This window comes from Hyphomicrobiales bacterium (genome assembly GCA_016710435.1).
In the GTDB taxonomy this organism is placed as follows: domain Bacteria; phylum Pseudomonadota; class Alphaproteobacteria; order Rhizobiales; family Aestuariivirgaceae; genus Aestuariivirga.
This window is the reverse complement of sequence record JADJVV010000001.1, coordinates 2,939,465-2,956,441: the sequence shown is the minus strand read 5'-3', so window position 1 is coordinate 2,956,441 and position 16,977 is coordinate 2,939,465. Positions and strand designations below refer to the sequence as shown.

Annotated in this window: 17 protein-coding genes and 1 tRNA gene; 9 read left to right on the top strand and 9 right to left on the bottom strand. The window is 61.5% G+C overall.

All coding sequences use genetic code 11. The annotated features are described in order from the left end of the window. Positions 1 to 170 precede the first annotated feature (170 nt). Positions 171 to 1,763, top strand: coding sequence for a sulfotransferase (locus IPM06_14415; GenBank protein ID MBK8771615.1), 1,593 nt, complete (start codon positions 171 to 173; stop codon positions 1,761 to 1,763). 15 nt (positions 1,764 to 1,778) lie between these two features. Further along, positions 1,779 to 2,642: a trypsin-like peptidase domain-containing protein gene (locus tag IPM06_14410; protein ID MBK8771614.1), complete on the top strand. Its 864-nt coding sequence runs from the start codon at positions 1,779 to 1,781 to the stop codon at positions 2,640 to 2,642. Between the two features lie 3 nt (positions 2,643 to 2,645). On the opposite strand, the gene IPM06_14405 is transcribed toward IPM06_14410, so the two are convergent. The 3 genes from IPM06_14405 to IPM06_14395 form a co-directional block, all read right to left on the bottom strand. Continuing rightward, positions 2,646 to 4,226, bottom strand: coding sequence for a sulfotransferase (locus tag IPM06_14405; GenBank protein ID MBK8771613.1), 1,581 nt, complete (start codon positions 4,224 to 4,226; stop codon positions 2,646 to 2,648). Between the two features lie 69 nt (positions 4,227 to 4,295). Next, positions 4,296 to 5,267: a quinone oxidoreductase gene (locus tag IPM06_14400; GenBank protein ID MBK8771612.1), complete on the bottom strand. Its 972-nt coding sequence runs from the start codon at positions 5,265 to 5,267 to the stop codon at positions 4,296 to 4,298. Next, positions 5,264 to 6,040 (bottom strand): hypothetical protein, encoded by a 777-nt coding sequence (locus tag IPM06_14395; protein MBK8771611.1) that lies wholly within the window; start codon positions 6,038 to 6,040, stop codon positions 5,264 to 5,266. The genes IPM06_14400 and IPM06_14395 overlap by 4 nt, the downstream gene beginning before the upstream one ends. A gap of 51 nt (positions 6,041 to 6,091) precedes the next feature. On the opposite strand from IPM06_14395, the gene IPM06_14390 reads away from it, so the two are divergent. The 3 genes from IPM06_14390 (at position 6,092) to IPM06_14380 (ending at position 8,054) form a co-directional block, all read left to right on the top strand. Next, entirely contained in the window at positions 6,092 to 7,264 is a 1,173-nt protein-coding gene (locus tag IPM06_14390; GenBank protein ID MBK8771610.1) for an aminotransferase, read from the top strand. Between the two features lie 126 nt (positions 7,265 to 7,390). Further along, positions 7,391 to 7,615: a hypothetical protein gene (locus IPM06_14385; protein ID MBK8771609.1), complete on the top strand. Its 225-nt coding sequence runs from the start codon at positions 7,391 to 7,393 to the stop codon at positions 7,613 to 7,615. A gap of 154 nt (positions 7,616 to 7,769) precedes the next feature. Continuing rightward, a complete protein-coding gene (locus tag IPM06_14380; protein MBK8771608.1) occupies positions 7,770 to 8,054 on the top strand; it encodes a hypothetical protein in 285 nt (94 codons plus the stop codon). A gap of 4 nt (positions 8,055 to 8,058) precedes the next feature. Here IPM06_14380 and IPM06_14375 read toward each other — a convergent pair. Further along, positions 8,059 to 8,150 (bottom strand) — tRNA-Ser (locus IPM06_14375). A 205-nt stretch (positions 8,151 to 8,355) separates the two neighbouring features. Between IPM06_14375 and IPM06_14370 the strand changes: the two genes are divergently transcribed. Next, entirely contained in the window at positions 8,356 to 9,381 is a 1,026-nt protein-coding gene (locus IPM06_14370; GenBank protein ID MBK8771607.1) for a Fe(3+) ABC transporter substrate-binding protein, read from the top strand. Between the two features lie 88 nt (positions 9,382 to 9,469). Continuing rightward, entirely contained in the window at positions 9,470 to 9,757 is a 288-nt protein-coding gene (locus IPM06_14365; GenBank protein MBK8771606.1) for a hypothetical protein, read from the top strand. A 63-nt stretch (positions 9,758 to 9,820) separates the two neighbouring features. On the opposite strand, the gene IPM06_14360 is transcribed toward IPM06_14365, so the two are convergent. From IPM06_14360 to IPM06_14340, 5 genes are all read right to left on the bottom strand, one after another. After that, entirely contained in the window at positions 9,821 to 10,087 is a 267-nt protein-coding gene (locus tag IPM06_14360) for a sel1 repeat family protein (protein MBK8771605.1), read from the bottom strand. Positions 10,088 to 10,352: 265 nt separating this feature from the next. Continuing rightward, the gene (locus IPM06_14355; GenBank protein MBK8771604.1) at positions 10,353 to 11,387 is read right to left on the bottom strand and encodes an endonuclease/exonuclease/phosphatase family protein; all 1,035 of its coding nucleotides are present in this window, start codon (positions 11,385 to 11,387) and stop codon (positions 10,353 to 10,355) included. Between the two features lie 39 nt (positions 11,388 to 11,426). Continuing rightward, the gene (locus IPM06_14350) at positions 11,427 to 12,173 is read right to left on the bottom strand and encodes a glutathione S-transferase family protein (GenBank protein ID MBK8771603.1); all 747 of its coding nucleotides are present in this window, start codon (positions 12,171 to 12,173) and stop codon (positions 11,427 to 11,429) included. 128 nt (positions 12,174 to 12,301) lie between these two features. Then, positions 12,302 to 13,780: an Asp-tRNA(Asn)/Glu-tRNA(Gln) amidotransferase subunit GatB gene (gene gatB / locus IPM06_14345; protein ID MBK8771602.1), complete on the bottom strand. Its 1,479-nt coding sequence runs from the start codon at positions 13,778 to 13,780 to the stop codon at positions 12,302 to 12,304. 81 nt (positions 13,781 to 13,861) lie between these two features. Then, the gene (locus tag IPM06_14340) at positions 13,862 to 14,104 is read right to left on the bottom strand and encodes a hypothetical protein (GenBank protein ID MBK8771601.1); all 243 of its coding nucleotides are present in this window, start codon (positions 14,102 to 14,104) and stop codon (positions 13,862 to 13,864) included. A 57-nt stretch (positions 14,105 to 14,161) separates the two neighbouring features. Between IPM06_14340 and metC the strand changes: the two genes are divergently transcribed. Together metC and IPM06_14330 are read left to right on the top strand one after the other, a co-directional pair. Next, complete coding sequence (gene metC, locus IPM06_14335) at positions 14,162 to 15,337, top strand: cystathionine beta-lyase (GenBank protein ID MBK8771600.1); 1,176 nt, start codon at positions 14,162 to 14,164, stop codon at positions 15,335 to 15,337. 151 nt (positions 15,338 to 15,488) lie between these two features. Next, positions 15,489 to 16,976, top strand: coding sequence for a trimethylamine methyltransferase family protein (locus tag IPM06_14330; protein MBK8771599.1), 1,488 nt, complete (start codon positions 15,489 to 15,491; stop codon positions 16,974 to 16,976). Position 16,977 lies beyond the last annotated feature (1 nt).

Sequence of the window (16,977 nt, the reverse complement as noted above, 5' to 3'; positions counted from 1 at the left end):
TCAAGGCCGCTTTCGTGACCTGGTGGAACTTCTAATCCATCACGGATTGGTTGTGATGTACGGCCCGCTTCGGCGGGCCGTATTTTTTTGTGCCACTCAGCATCTTTTCTCCATGCCAGCCGCGGGACTTGCTGCTTGTCAGTCCCCTGTTTCTCGGATACCCACCCGCCATGGACGTCAAAACCGAGATGCAAAAGGCGAACAACCTGATCAGCCAGGGGAACGCCGACGCCGCACTTCCAATCGTGAAGCGCCTCCTGCAAGCCGAGCCGAAACTGGCTGGCCCGCATTTCCTCATGGGCCGCATCCACCTCGTGAAGGACAACAAGGAAGCGGGCCTGGCCTCGGCGACGCGGGCCTATGAGCTGGACCCAAAGGCCGCCTACACCAAGATCCTGCTGGGGCAGATCTACGTCGATCTGCGGCTCCCGGAATTTGCGCTGAATCTCCTGCAGCGGGCGCAGCAGCAGGTGCCGGAGGACCACACGGTGAACCTGAGCCTGGGGCGTTGCTATCTCATCATGGAAAAGGGCCATCGCGCGCGGCCGCATCTGGAGACGGCTGTGAGGACGGGGCGGTTGCCGCTGGAGAAATACAGCGCGACCCTGCGGCTTTGCGAGTGCCTCTCGGCCATCGGCGAAGGTGCGGAGGCTGACCGGATCCTCGACAAGGCCATCACCGATTATCCGCAAATGCCGGAAGCGCTCTACATGCGCGGCCAGAGCGTGAGCAAGCCAGTGCCGGCGTGGCTGGTGGAGAAACTGCAAGCGATCATCGACGATCCGCACCTCAGCAAGGAGGATCACGCGCAGGCGTTGCTGGCGCTGGGCCGTTGCCGGGATGTGGAGGGACAGCACGAGCTTGCCTTCGACACATGGAGCAAGTCGCGCGCGCTTCTTGGACTCGAAAAGCACGACGCGGGCACACTCGCCGACCGGAATGCGAAGACACGCAAGCTCTACACCAAGGCGTTTCTCGACGAACTGGAACCGCTGGGCAATCAGGCCGACAGCCCGATCTTCATCGTCGGCATGCCGCGCTCGGGAACAACGCTGACGGCGCAGGTGATCGGCGCGCATCCGGTCTGCATCAACATCGGCGAGACCGACCGGATCGCGCAATACGACCGCCTGTTTCGTGACGCAAATGCCAGCGACAGCGCACATGAGAATGTGCGCAAGGACGCGGAAGGTGGCACGTTGCGGCAGATCGCAGGCGAGTTCACGCGCTTCTTCTCAGTGTTCAACGAGGGCGAAAAGACACGCGTGGTCGAGAAGTCGCCGACCAATTATGATTGCGTGGGCTTCATTCACATGATTTTTCCGAAGGCGCGCATCGTGCATTGCCGCCGGCATCCGGCCGACAATTTCGTGTCATGTTTCCAACACAATATGAACAGAGGCCATGACTATGCCTACGACCAGACGGCGTTCGTGGAACGTTATCTCGCGCAGGAAGAATTGATGTCGTACTGGAAGTCCTGCTTCCCGAACCAGATTTTCGAGATGCCCTACGAAGACATGATTGCGGACCAGGAAGGCATGACCCGGAAACTCATCGCGTTCTGCGGCTTGCCGTGGGATGATGCCTGCCTCAACTTCCACACCCAGAAGAGCACCGTCCGCACCTTCAGCCGTGACCAGGTGCGCAAACCGCTTTATTCGTCCTCCGTGGAACGCTGGCGGCGCTATGGCAACCGTCTCGATCCCCTCTTTGCAACGCTCGCGCGCCACGGCTATGAGTACACAACCCGACGCGCTTAGGATTCTCCCGCTCCCATGTTCTTCCTCCGGGCCGACCACCCACTGACGAAGAGCCTTCGCGCCAGCGCGATTGCCAGCCTGCTGCTGGCCGTCGCCGGTTGCGCCTCGACCAACCCCGTTGATCTCGAGAATCGCTCCATCGCGGTGGAGCAGAACGCCATCCCGGCATCGGGCGGCACCGATACGGTTTCGCATCTGCTGCCTGCAACTGGCCCCACCTACGTCACGCTCAACGTCAAGGAACTGTCCAAGTCGGAGCGCCTGCCCGATGTGGGCAACCGGGCGATCACGTCCGGCAGCGGATACATCGTGGATGGCTCGGGCCTCGTGATGACGGCGGCGCATGTGGCCGTGGCCCAGGGCAACGAAATCCAGGCGCGGGCCGGCAACGGGCGGATCTATTCCGGCAAGGTGATTGCCATCAACCCGTCGAACGACATGGCAATCATCAAGCTGCGCGGCTTCACCGGTCCTGCCGTTCATCCCGCCATGCCGGGCTGCGTGGCGCCCAATGAACTGGTGTTCACGCTGGGCCGCCCGCATGACCAGAGCGACACGGCCCGCATCGGTGAATTGCAGGGCCGCCACTTCGGCCGGGCGGTGGCTTATGGCAAGTTCGGCTACCCGGATGCCCTGGTGCTGAAGATGGGCACGCAGAAAGGCGAATCCGGCGGCCCCCTGTTCGACCGCAACGGAAACCTGATCGGCATGGTGGTGAGCACGCTCACGGATGCCAACGGCAACCTCATCAACCTCGCCCATGCCATTCCGGCCACGGCGCTGGCGAAGTACCTGTGCTCGCAAACGCGTTGCCCCGCACCGTGGGCGACGCTGGCGCAGGCCTCTGTCGACAGTTGTGACAGACTGGCGAGCCAGTAACGCTCACGCGGCCGGGAAAAGCCCCTCGCCCAAGCGATCCTGAATGACCTGAAGATGCGACTGGTAGCGCTTCCAGTTTCCAACCGATTTGGCATTGATGGGGTTGCGCGCCTGCACGAGGCTCGCCGTCGCGATGCGCTGTTCGCCCCTCTCGGGATAGAGGCAGTCCTCTTCCCACTCCAATCCGCAGAATGACAGGAGTCCAGCGATGGTGCCTCTCGGCTCCGTCACCAGCTTCTCGTAGTGCAGCGGATGGATGCGGTTGGGAATGACCTTGTACCAGTGTTCCATCAGGCGGCGGTATTCGGCGAAGTACGGCAGGAAGCGTTCCGGGCTGTCGAAGTAGCTGTGCGCCGCCAGGAGCCGCGCCTTGTAACCCGAAAGGAAATTGTCCGCGGGGTTGCGAAACACGTGGATGATGTGCGCGCCCGGAAAGAAGGCAGCGATGGCGCCGCAATGCAGGAAGTTATGCGGCAGCTTGTCCACCACGCGGTCCTTGCCCGGGCAGAGAAAGGCCATGGTGGCTTCGATGTCGTGCAGGCGCTCGCGCAGAACCTTGCTGCCCACCTGCTTCGCGACGGCGAGAAAATCGCTGAAGGACCGGTTGTTCATCAGCCCGAACTGCAGGTGCCCGAGGATGCTCAATTCGCCCGCACCGCCCACCTTGCTGTGGGAAGACAGGATCTTCTCGGTGAGTGTCGTGCCTGAGCGCGGCAGGCCCACGACGTAGATCGGACGGAAATTTTCAACCTCCGCCAGTTCACCAAGCTCGGCGATGGTCTGCGGCGTGAAGCCTGCAATCATGCCATCCACGACGTAACGGAAGGACGGAACCATGTCGCGCCCGGCGCGGGCGGCGTTGCTTTCAGCGATCAGGGCGTATTCGCCTTCGTAATCCTTCATGGCGGCACGGCAGCGTGCCTTGGCGCTCAGCAGGACGAACCGTTTCTCGCCATCATTGGCGTGACGGCGGATTTCGTCATCCAGCAAGGCGTATTCCGTGCTTCCTTCAGGAAAGGCGGCGAAAGCCGAAAGGCGACCGAGGGCCGCGGCGCGGGCCTTGTCGTCGTTCAGAAGCGGACGGAGAATCGTCTCGGCCTCTTCGGTGCGGCCCACTTCCACCAGGGCCTGCGCCCAATCCAGCCGCACGCCATTGGCGACGGGCTCAGGCAAGCCGATCTTCATCACCTCCTCGAAGTGCCGGACGGCCTTGTCGAAACGGTTGATCGAAGAATAGAAGACAGCCAGCGTCCACGGAATGATCGAGAGCTTGGGATTGATGTCCCTCGCCCGCATGAGATTCGATTCCGCCTCGCGGATGTGGCCGGTGTCCAGCAACGCCCTGCTGTAGCGGATGAGGAAATCGGCGTTGCGCGGTTCGATCTGCACGGCCTTGCGGAGGAACGGCAGGGCCTCGTGCTGGCGGTTCGTCGCGCCCAGCCCGTGCCCCACGCAATAGTTCGTGGCGGCCAGGCGGGGCTCTGCCCGGTGCAGCGCTATGGCACGGTCCAGGCCCTCCTTGAAGCGGGCCTCCGAATAGAGCCGCATGATGGCCCGGGCTTCCGCCTCGACGTTCACTGGCATTTCACACTGATCCTTCGGCCCCGTCTCTGTTGGCGGGGCGATGGGCGGGGCTTACCGGAGGTTCGTGGTTCAGGGCAACAGGACGGTGGAACCCGTCGTCTTGCGGGATTCGAGGTCACGGTGGGCCTGGGCGGCGTCGGCCAGCGCATAGCGCTGATTCACGGGGATTTTCACCTTGCCCGACTTCACGATATCCACCAGATCATCAGCCGTCTCGCGGAAATCTTCGTCGGTGGCCGTGTAGGATACGAGCGTGGGCCGCGTGACATAGAGCGAGCCCCGCGCCGCGAGGAGGCCGAGGTCGAAAGCCTTCACCGGACCCGAGGCGTTGCCGAAACTCACCAAAAGGCCGCGCGGCCTGAGGCTGTCCAGCGAAGACATGAGCGTCGCCTGGCCGACCCCGTCATAAACCACAGGCACACCTGCGCCTCCTGTGATTTCGCGGACTCGCTTGGCAACGTCTTCCGTGGTGGAATTGATGACGTATGTGCAGCCATGAGCCTTGGCAATCTCCGCCTTGGCGTCGCTGCCCACCGTGCCGATGACCTTCACGCCGAGGGCATGGGCCCATTGCGACAGGATGAGTCCGACACCCCCGGCCGCGGCGTGCAGGAGGATCGTCTCGCCGCGCTTCACCTTGTAGGTGGCGCGCAGCAGATAGCGCACGGTCATACCCTTGAGCATCATGGCCGCTGCCGTTTCGTCGCTGATGGCCTTGGGCAGCTTCACCAGGCGGTTGGCGGGATAGTTGCGGGCCTGGGCATAGGCGCCCAGCGCGCCCGTGCCATAGGCCACACGGTCCCCCACCTTCAGGCCCTTCACGCCGGATCCAAGGGCCTCAACGACACCCGCCGCTTCCAGGCCGATGCCGCTGGGCAAGGGAACGGAGTAAAGCCCGCTCCGGTGATAGGTGTCGATGTAGTTGAGGCCTATGGCGGTATGGCGCAGCCGCACCTCGCCCGCGGCGGGGGGCGCAAGCGTCACGTCAACGAAGCGGAGAACCTCTGGTCCTCCGGTCTGCTCAAAGCGAATGGCTTTCATGCTGTCTCCGTGCGGTGTTCGGTCTGGATCAGATTGGCGAGGGCATCGCGCAGTTTGTCGAAGCCCATCTCCTCAAGAGGAATGACCCGGACGTCAAGGACGGCGGCCTTGCCCATGAGGCTGTTGTAGCGGGCCACGCCCCTCACCTCATCAAACAGATCGGTGGAGACGAGGATTGCCACTTTGTCGCCGGCTCGGCCAAAATGATCAATCAGGTTGTCGGCTTCATGCACGGCGTCCATCAGGCGGTTACGGTGCTTGCGGTCCTGCATGTCGAGTTGGGAGCGAAGCGCCTTGCAAGACACAAAGCCAAGCCGGTCGCCTTCGCGCATGATGAGGTCAATCTCGTTTTCGCCGCTGTAGCCCTTGACCGACCAGCCCACCACCTGACCGAAGAGCGCTTCGTCTGCGCCGGCGGCAATGGCGGCGAGCCATGCCAATTCCTCAAGCCAGCCACCCGAAAGATAGCGCCGGCCCTGGGCCTCGCAGACTTCATGGCCGCGGTCCTCGCGCAGGATGATGCCGTGGCTCAGCAATTCGTTCACGAGGGCATGACCTTCCGGAGACAGCGTTTCCGGGATGATTTCGACATGACGCAGGAACGAATCGGTATTGCGCAGGATCCGGTCGCGCACTTCTTCGAAGACGCGGTAGTTGGACGAAATGATCTGAGTCATGTCGCCACGTTCGCGAACCGCCTGCAATTCCGGCGGCTGGCCTTTGAGCCACGCATTGCGGCCTTTCAAAATGCTTTCAATCGTCGGCCCGGTCATGGCAAACTCATGCCCGAAATCACGGCAATTTCCTAGTGACAGGTTGCAACAATGACTTACCCCATCTCTGAACTTGTGGCGCGCGTGGAAGCGCCGCCCATCGCCGAAGCCATGAGCTGGGTCCGTCAGGGCCCGCGCAACCGCGACCTGATCAACCTGTGCCAGGCGGTGCCAAGCTATCCCCCGGCGGAAGAGCTGCAGGCGGAATTCGGCCGCATCGCCCGCGAACCCGGCACGGGCGGCTACACCGACATCTACGGCCTTGCAGCTTTGCGTGCGGCCTATGCGGCCCATCTGGGTGCGGACTATGGGGCGGTGGTTCCCGCAGATCATGTGGCGATCACGACCGGCTGCAACCAGGCCTTCGCGGCCGCCGTAATGGCGGTGGCGCGTGCCGGTGACGAGGTGGTCATTCCGGTGCCCTATTATTTCAACCACCAAATGTGGCTCACGATGTTGGGAATCGGCATGAAGACGATTCCGGCCTTCGCGGAAAATCGAAGTCACCCTTCAGTGGAGGATGCGGCGGCTGCGATCGGGCCGCGCACCAAGGCCATCGTGCTGTGCTCGCCCAACAACCCGACGGGGGCGATCTATCCGGCAGAGGTGATCCGGCAGTTCTTCGAACTGGCGAAGTCGCACGGCATCGCCCTCATCCTCGATGAAACCTACAAGGACTTCCGGCCCCATGCCGAGCCGGCCCACGGCCTGTTCCAGCGCGCGGATTGGCAGGACACGCTGATCCAGCTCTACAGCTTCTCGAAGGTCTATGCCCTGGCGGGTTACAGGCTTGGTGCCATGACCGCGGGCCCCGGGCTTCTCTTCGAGGCGGCCAAGGTTCTCGATTGCATGACCATCTGTCCGCCGCAGATCACCCAACACGGCGTGATCTATGCGCTGCGTGAACTCAACGCGTGGAAACGCGGCAAGCTGGAGATGATGGCGGGGCGGCTGGCGGCCATCCGGGAAGCCTTCGGCTCTGCAGGCCTTTCATACAAGCTGCTGAGCAGCGGTGCCTATTTCGCCTATGTCCGGCATCCGTTCCGCGGCGAGGCCTCGAAGTCCGTCGCCATGCGATTGGCGCAGGAACACGATGTCCTGTGCCTCCCTGGCTCTATGTTCGGGCCGGGCCAGGAGGATTATCTGCGCCTCGCCTTCGCCAATGTTGATGCGAAGCTGATGGCTCCGCTGGTGGAGCGCCTCCTCGCCACGCAACCGCGCTAAACCTCCGATTTTGAAGCAAGGATTTCACCAGTTGGGGGTGCAGCCTTTCGTGCTGCCTGAGTACACTGCTCATTTGGGGAACTGTGAGTAGCTCTCAGGCGTTGGGTGGTCGTTGGAGGGCTTCAAATGGCACGGGATCGGATCATCCGCTTGCAGATCATGCTCGATGACGAGGAAATGCAGGCTATTGAGAATTGGCGATTCAAGACACGGATGCCCAGCCGTGCTTCAGCTGTGCGGGAATTGCTGCGCAGAGGGCTGGCATCAGAAGGTTTCAGGCTTGCCAATCCGGGTGGGCCATCAGACGCCTATGGCGTCGTCACCACCCCTGTTCCGGACGAGAGTGCGTGAGCTACCGCGCTCACTGTTAGTCATGTGTGGACAGGGTACAAAACACTCCCTGTGCGTGTTCACCGCAATGGCCGTCATTACCTCACGTTGATTACTGTGCGGATTGTTTCCTTCGGCGGGAAGCGCATGGTGACCGCTCACAGAGAGGTTCGCGATGAAAATCACACTCAGCCACGATATGCTATCGTCCATCGCCCAGGCCGTTCAGAAGACCCGCGACTGCGGTGCCGTTCTGGAAGTGGAAAGGGTCGCCGACGACATTCGCCGCCAGCACATCGACGACAACGTCGCCCTGGAAGACGTGATCGAAGCCCTCGTCTCACTCGCGGGCTCCGCGATGCCGATCAAATTCGGCGCGGACTCGGCCGTCACGCCGAAAGAACCGCGCTTCCTCCGACACGCACAATCGTGCGAGTGCAGCGCGCTTGCGAGTGAATGAACGATGGCGGAGACGGAGGGATTCGAACCCTCGATACGCCTTACAGCGTATGACGATTTAGCAAACCGTTGCCTTCAGCCACTCGGCCACGTCTCCGGTGCGCGGGCTTTTGCCGTGATTTGATTGTATGCGCAAGCGCTTCATCGCAACTGCGTGGCAATCGACAGTTCGTCGCACTGGACCGACGCAAAACGGGCCATTCTAGAGAGCTTCTAATTTCCGAGTATTTTACTCGGACTTATTGACAGAGGCTGATTCAGCGTTCATGGAATGCCCGCAACACTTCGCGGAGACGACCCCCATGTTCAGGACCCTCGCCTTTTCCTTTCTTGCGCTTTGCAGTGCCGCACTCGCCACTTCCGATGCGTCTGCGGAAGGTGTGGTGAATGTCTATTCGTATCGGCAGCCGCAGTTGGTCGAGCCCTTGTTCAAGGCCTTCCAGGACAAGACGGGGATTGAGGTGAAGATGGTCTTCGCCGAGAAGGGCCTCATCGAGCGCATGGAACAGGAAGGCGAATTGAGCCCCGTGGACGTGCTCCTGACCGCAGACGTCGGCCGTCTGGTGGAAGCAGCGGACAAAGGTCTGGCGCAGGCCGTGACCTCGGATCTGATCTCCGGCAAGGTGCCGGCGGCGTTGCGGGATCCGGCAAACCAGTGGTTCGGCCTCACCATGCGCGCCCGTGTCGTTTATGCATCCCGCGAACGGGTGAAACAGGATGCGATTTCCTACGAAGAACTGGCGGATCCGAAGTGGAAGGGCAAGCTGTGCACGCGGCCCGGCGACCACCCGTATAATCTTGGTCTCGTGGCCGCCATGATTGCGGAGCGCGGTGAAGCCGCCACGAAGACGTGGTTGGAAGGGGTGAAAGCCAACCTCGCCGTCAAACCCAATGGCAATGACCGCTCGCAGGCGCGGAGCGTTGCCGCCGGCGAATGCGACCTCGCAATCGCCAACACCTATTACATGGGCCTGATGATGACCAACGAGAAGGAGCCCGAACAGAAGGACTGGGCTGCCGCATCCCGCATCATCTTCCCCTCCTCTCCCGAAATGGGCACCCACGTGAATATCTCCGGCATGCTGATGGCGAAGCACGCACCTGACCGGGAGAATGCGCTGAAGCTGATGGAATTCCTGGCCAGCGACGAATCACAGGCGCTCTACGCCAGCCAGAACTTCGAATACCCGGTCAACCAGTCCATCAAGCCTTCGGACATCGTGGCAGGCTGGGGCAGTTTCATGCCGGGCAGCGTGAACCTGCTGGATGTGGCGCGGAACCAAAAAGCCGCGGCAAAGTTGATCAATGAGGTTCATTTCAACGATTGAGCACGGCCTCAACCTGTCCGGCAGGGTTAACCAAATCTTCTGGCATGGCGGGCAAGATCGTGCGAAACAGTGCTTGAGGAGTGCCATCATGCGCACGTTTGTAAAGTCGGGTCTTGTGTTGGCTGTTCTGGCAGGTTTTGCTGCAGTGCCTGCTGCTGCCTATGAGAACTTCATTCCCATGGGCACGGGCTATTCGTCTGATGTCGACAGCGTTCCGGCTTTTGGCTCCGAACGTGGCCAGGTGAGCGTCACCACGGATGTGCTGGAGACCGAGGTCTACCGCAAGAACCACGAGAACGCCGAACTGGATAGCCAGCGACGGGTGTTCCAGTCGGGCAATGAAATCCAGGAAGACCCGAACTTCATCGATTACTGAGGCATCCCTGCCCCATCCCCTGCAAGCCCGCGGACGTTTCTCGCGGGCTTATTATTTTGCAGATCAGTGGAGGGTCATCCAGGCGCGGGCCTGGCGCTGGGCTTCGGCAACTTCACCGGCCGACATTTCACGGGCGAGTTCGCAACGGTATGACTTCGCGTTCTCATTGCCCTTGAGCGCCGCGAGGTTGAACCACTTGTGGGCTTCCACATAGTTCTGCGCGACGCCCCGGCCGAAGCAGTACTTGAGGCCCATGGCCAACAGTTCCTCGGCAGAAGCCGAATGCGGTACCGCGTTGTTGAAAACGGTTTCGATTGAATCCCAAATCATGTTCTGTCCCTCTGTTTGACGCGCAGGCCCTGTTTTTTTTGGATCCTGCCGAGTGCCACCCACCGTGGCGCCTCATGACCATGACTTTGCCGTGCCCGCAAAAACGCGGGCTTAAGCGGTGTGTTTAAGGAAACTTGAAGCGGGTCGCTGGTGCGCGTGGTAAAGGTAAGATGAATCCAATGCGATTCAATAGCTTGCCACTGGATTCAAGAAGCGTTCACCACCATTCCTTGACGGCTTGTTCACCACAGACAGAGGAACGGCCTTACTGCACGTCCACGCCCAGCGTCATCACGATGGGATAGTGGTCCGAACCGGCAGGCTTGCCGATCTGTTGCTTCGCCAGCACACGAATGCCCTGGGTGGCAAAGATGTGGTCGATTGCGAGTTGTGGCAATTCCACCGCGGATGGCCAGGTGGGCAGCTCGGTGAGGCGGTTCATTCCCAACCCCTGCTCGACGATCCCTGTCACCCGCGAGAACGGCGTGGCGTTGAAGTCGCCCATCATGATCATCTTGCCGGAGGCCGATTCGAGGTGGCGCACCAGCGCATCAACCTGATGCAGTTGGGCGCGGGAATGGGGGAAGCGCGTGGTGTGAACACCGTAGATCGTGAGGCCCTGCAGCGGGCCTCCCATGCGTGCACTGATCATCGGTGGGCCTTCCCAGTTGCCCTTTGCTTCCAGCTGCGTCAGCGGGAACTTGGACAGGATGGCGAGGTGGCAGTTCCACTCCGTCGCGCAATCCACCTGATAGGGATAGAGCGACTGCAGGCGCGGCAGCAGCACCTTTTTCTCTTCGGTGAATTCGATCAGCGTGATGACATCTGCATCCAGGCGCCGGATCTCGGCCTCCATGGCATCGAAGTCCTGGTTGCGGAAGAAGAGATTGAAATGGGCGACGCGCAGGGCCTTTTCGCCGGGATTGAGCGTCCAGGGTCCTGCGGCGATGGCGCCGACGCTGGATTGCGCCCACACGCCGTAACCCACGCACAGGAGGATCGTCAGCACCATGCCGGCGAAGGCCTTCCGCTTGGGGAGGAAGGTGGCAAAGACGAAGGCGCCCGTCATGAAGAAGGCTTGCATGGTGAACTGGGCAAAGACGTCGAAGGCTGGCCAGATCTGCCCCAGACGACCCGCGAGCACGGCCATGACGCCAAGCGCCAACCCGATCAGCGCCCCGCTCCACTCGACGTGGCGGTTGCGCTTTTTCGGGGGTTTGACCGGTTCCGGCTTCACCAGAACCAGATCTGGATCCAGTTCGGAAATTTCGGCGAAAAGATCGTCACTCTTGCTGTTCAATGCCACGCACCTGAAATCGGCCCCCGATTCCAGACGGTCTTACACCAAACGGCTCTCCAAGGGCAAAAGCTGTTCGGGCGTGGCAAAGCCGGGCATGGCCTCGATCCGCTTTTTCCAGGCCGAGACGTGGGGATAGTGGTTGAGGTCGACATTGGCGTCCGGACAGAAGCGAACGACGGAGTAGATGCCGACGTCAGCGGCCGTGGGCTTCTTGCCCGAGATCCATTCTGACTTGGTAAGCTCCCCTTCGAGCACGGCAAGCGCTGCCTTGGCCTCGGTGTCGTACATCACGCGCACTTCATCACCGAACTGGCGGAAGCCGCGGTTGCGGGCGCGGAGGCGATAGACCGGCACGGCGAGCTTGTCCCATTGCCAGAACAGCCATTCGCGAATGCGCGCCCGTTCAACCGGCGTCTTGCCATCGAGTTTTCCGAGGGTCTCCGAGAGATGCAGAAGGATTGCCGCCGACTGCACGAGGAACATCTGGCCGTCGCGCAATGCGGGCACCTGACCGTAGCGATTCTTCACGAGATAGTCCGCGAGCTTGTGGGCACCGTCGCGCAGGCTGACGTGGATATAGGAGAACGGGTGGCGGCAGAGCGACAACATCAGGGCGACCGTGTAGGTGCTCGTCGAACCTGCAAAACCATAGAGCGTGAAGCGGTTCTTTTCGGCGGTGCTGGGGCCCTTGGTCTTGGCTGCTTTTGCCGGGGCGGCTGTTTTTGCCGTCTTTGAAGGCTTGGACACAGCCTTGCCCTTGGCCGCCTTCTTGGCTGGCTTTGCCATCGTGCTCCCACTCCCCTGATTGTTCGTAGGCTGAAATTCAGCATACGGACTATAGCGGAAGCCGCGCAACATGCCAATGGTAAACAACCATATGTAATTTAATGGTTATTTTGAACCTTTGAGGAGGTTCAAATTCCCAGCTTGGCCTTCAGGATGTCATTGACGGCCTGAGGATTGGCCTTTCCGCCGGTGGATTTCATGACCTGGCCGACGAACCAGCCCAGCATATTGGGCTTGGCGCGGACCGCTTCGACCTTGTCCGGGTTGGCGGCCACGATCTCATCCACCGCCTTTTCGATGGCCCCGGTATCCGTCACCTGCTTCAGGCCGCGGGCCTCCACCAAGGCCGCGGGGTCGCCGCCTTCCGTCCACACGATCTCGAACAGGTCCTTTGCAATCTTGCCCGAAATGGTTCCGGCCGAGATCAGGTCCACGATGCCGCCGATCTGGGCTGCGCTCACCGGCGAGGTCTCCACGGACTTACCTTCCTTGTTCAGGCGGCCAAACAGTTCGTTGATGACCCAATTGGCGGCGAGCTTGCCATCCCTGCCCCGCGCCACGCTCTCGAAGTAGTCGGCCGAGGCGCGCTCCGAAATCAGCACGGTGGCGTCATAGGCGGACAATCCATAGTCCTTCACAAAGCGGGCCTTCTTCTCGTCCGGCAATTCGGGAAGCGAGGCGGCAATGCCATCAACCCAGGCCTGATCCAGTTCCAGCGGCAGCAGGTCCGGGTCGGGGAAATAGCGGTAGTCGTGGGCTTCTTCCTTGGAGCGCATGGAACGCGTCTCGCCCTTGCGGGCATCGAACAGTCGCGTTTCCTGATCAATCGCACCGCCGTCCTCCAGGATGCCGATCTGGCGGCGCGCCTCGTATTCGATGGCCTGACCCATGAAACGGATGGAGTTCACGTTCTTGATTTCGCAGCGCGTGCCGAAGTCCGCCCCCGGACGGCGCACAGACACGTTCACGTCGGCGCGCATGGAGCCCTGCTCCATGTTGCCGTCGCAGGTGCCGAGGTAGCGCATGATCTGGCGCAACTTGGTGACATAGGCCTTGGCCTCGTCGGCCGAGCGCATGTCGGGGCGCGAGACGATTTCCATCAGTGCGCAGCCTGAACGGTTCAGGTCGACGAAACTCATGTTGGGGTGCTGGTCGTGCAGCGACTTGCCGGCGTCCTGTTCGAGATGCAGGCGTTCGATTCCGACTTCGACCGTCTTGCCGTCATCAAGATCCACGCTGACGCGGCCTTCACCAACGACGGGCTGCTTGTACTGCGAAATCTGGTAGCCCTGTGGCAGGTCGGGGTAGAAATAGTTCTTTCGGTCGAAGACCGAGTAATTGTTGATCGCCGCCTTGATGCCGAGGCCGGTACGGACCGCCTGCTCCACGCAGTATTTGTTGATCACCGGCAGCATGCCGGGCATGGCCGCATCCACGGTCGAAACATGGGCGTTGGGTTCGCCGCCGAATTCTGCACTGGCGCCGGAGAAGAGCTTGGCCTTGGACAGAACCTGCGCGTGGACTTCCAGGCCGATGATGACCTCCCAGTCGCCCGTGGCGCCCTTGATCCAATCCTTCTTGTCGGCAATGCGTTTGGCGGAATCCATGGTCAGTCCCAATGCAAATCTTTGCGGCGTGGTGTTGCGGGGGTCGTAACGTCTCGGCGGGTTTCGATCAACCCCTTCGGGCTATTTGCCGCCCGGATGGGTGAGTTCCCGGCGGATGCCCCAAACGAGGTAGAGGGCAAGCAGCAGCAGGAGCCCGATGACGGCCAGAAATCCCTTGTCGCCGGATTCGAATACCAAGCCTTGCGGTGTCCAGCGCTGCCACAGCATCAGACCTGCAATAGCCACCAGCAGAACAGCGGAAATAGCCGCCCCCCTGTGCAGGATCGTGATCAGAACGCGGGCCAGAGGCGACATTTCGGACATGGGACAATTGCATCCGGGTTATTGATTTCGCTGCCAGAATAGTCTCTCGTCGCGGGTATGGCAAAAGACATCAAGACACGTTCCACACTGAAACCCCAGACCAGACTTGTGACCGCCTCGCGCGAATATGCCGAGCATGGCATGGTCAATCCCGCTGTCTATCGTGCGTCCACCATCACGTTTCCCGACGTGGCGACGCTGCACAACCGCAACCAGCCCTATCTCTACGGGCGTCGTGGCACGCCCACCTCCCGCGCCTTCGAGACAGCCGTGGCGGAACTGGAGGGAGGACACAACAGCAAGGCCACACCCAGCGGACTCGCTGCCGTTTCTTCCGCCCTCATGGCGTTTCTCGGTTCGGGGGATCATCTGCTGATGGTGGACACGGTCTATCATCCGGCCCGGCTGTTCTGTGATTCCGTCCTCAAGCGCATGGGGGTCGAAACAACCTACTACGATCCCGCCATTGGCAAGGGCATCTCCTCGCTCATCCGCAGCAACACGCGCGTGGTCTATTGCGAGAGTCCGGGATCGCAAACCATGGACGTGCAGGACGTGCCGGCCATCGCCGATGCCGCGCACCGGGCCGGCGCCATTGCCATGATGGACAACACGTGGAGCGGCGGCCATTACTTCAAGGCCTTTGCCATGGGATGCGATGTCTCCATCCAGGCAGCGACCAAGTATTTGGTGGGGCACTCCGATGCGATGCTGGGGACCGTCACCTGCAGTGCTGCCACGTGGGAGCGGTTCCGCGACTACTACGAGACCGTCGGCTTGTTCGCCGGACCTGATGACATGTACCTCGCCCTTCGCGGCCTCCGCACGCTGGATGTGCGCCTGGAGCGGCACATGCGCTCGGCGCTGACGGTGGCGGAATGGCTGCGCGGGCGGCCGGAGGTGGAGACGGTGCTCTATCCTGCCCTCAGCAACGCGCCGGGGCATTCCCTGTGGAAGCGGGACTTCACCGGGGCTTCGGGACTGTTCTCGGTCGTGCTGAAGCCTGCTTCGCCCAAGGCCGTGGCTTCGATGCTCGACAACATGCAATTGTTCAGCATGGGCTACTCGTGGGGCGGCTTTGAGAGCCTCATCGTGCCTTTCACGCCTCATCGGACAGCGACCACGTGGCAATCGGAGGGACCGTGCATGCGGCTTCATATTGGTCTTGAACACACAGACGACCTGATCGCCGATCTCACGGACGGCTTTGCCCGCTTGAAAGCGGCGGAATAAGAGTACGGCCCCGGTTCCCGAGATATGCCAAATATCAATGTGATTCCAGTAGTTTGATGGGCCACGGCGATTTGACTTGCGAACTGTAGTCCGCTTGAGGCAGAATATTGACTGAACAGTCAATCAATATTCTGCCCGACAGGAGGCCGACATGCGCCGTGGTGCCGTCCGCAAGTCCCAGCAAGCCGTTCCGCCGCCCGTGCAGCCGCGCGGCCTCCACATCGGGCGTACGCTGCCCTACGATCCCCTGCCGCGCGAAGATGCCGACGCCATCATCGAGGCGACCTATGAACTGCTGGAAGACATCGGCGTGCGCTTCGAGTCCGGTACCGATGCGGATGCCCTGCTCGCTGGTGTCGGCTGCACCATCGTGGGCGACAGCACGGTGCGCATTCCCCGCGCTGTCGTGCAATCCGCCCTCGCCTCCATGGCGCGTTCGGTGAAGCTGTGGAACCGAGATGGCAGCGCGGCCCTCGATATCGACAGGCATCACACCTGGTTCATGCCGGGAATGACCTGCATCAAGATTTTCGATCTCCGGACCGGAGAGGCGCGCGACAGCACCCGCGACGATCTGGCGATGGTGACGCGCATTGCCGACGGATTGCCCAACATCGATGCGGTCTGCGTCTCGTGCAAGGATGTGGCCAACTCCACCATGGCGGGCGAGATCGGCGAATTTGCCTGCATGGCCGAGAACACCACAAAGCCGCTGGAGTATCTCTGCGAGTTTTCGGAATCGCTGCGCGCCGCCATCGACATGGCGGCGGCGATCCGCGGCGGGCGTGAGCAACTCGCGGCCAAGCCGTATTTCCTGCACATCATCACGCCGCTCCCCCTCTTCTACGCGGCGACGCATGTGGAACAAATCATTGACGCGGCGCGCGCGGGCGTGCCCACCAGCGTCGGCACGCTGGCCATCGGCGGCGCCTCGGTACCCATCACCACGGCGGGATGCCTGGTGCAGTGCCTCGCAACCGATTTCGCTGGCATGGTGCTGGGTCAGGCCGTGCAGCCCGGCTGCTTCTGCATCGGCAGCACCAACCCCTACTTCATGGAGCCCGCGACAGGAGGCATCGGCAACATGCCGCAAACGATGCTGGGCGAGCAGATCATCTGCCAGATCAGGCGGCAGCTCGATCTTCCCTCCTTCACTGGACTGGGCGGCGAAGCCAAGTCGCGGCGCTTCAACCAGGATGCGGTTTTTGAGATCGCCACCATGATGAGCCAGATCTTCCACACCAGGCCCGCCACGTGCGACTATCTGGGTTCGCTCGACCAGGGCATCACCTTCTCGCTGCATGCGCTGCTTCTTTGCGATGACTACGCCGGGATGTTGCGCAGCATGTGGAACGGCACGGTCGTTGACACAGATACGCTGGCGCTGGGTCCATTGCGCGAGGTGGGGCTGTTCGGCTCCGTCCTCGGCCACGAACACACCGCCCGCCATTGCCGTACGGGACAATGGGGCAGCCGCTATTTCGGCGGCAACGAGCCGCTGAGCACCACCGGCAAGGCGGAACGGGACCTGGCGCTCCGCATTGATGATGACCTTCGCGTTCGCTTGGCGGCACCGGCTCCGGCAGCACTTGCGCAAATGGTGCAGGATGAAATCGCGGCCGTGCTGGCGCGTTATTGAG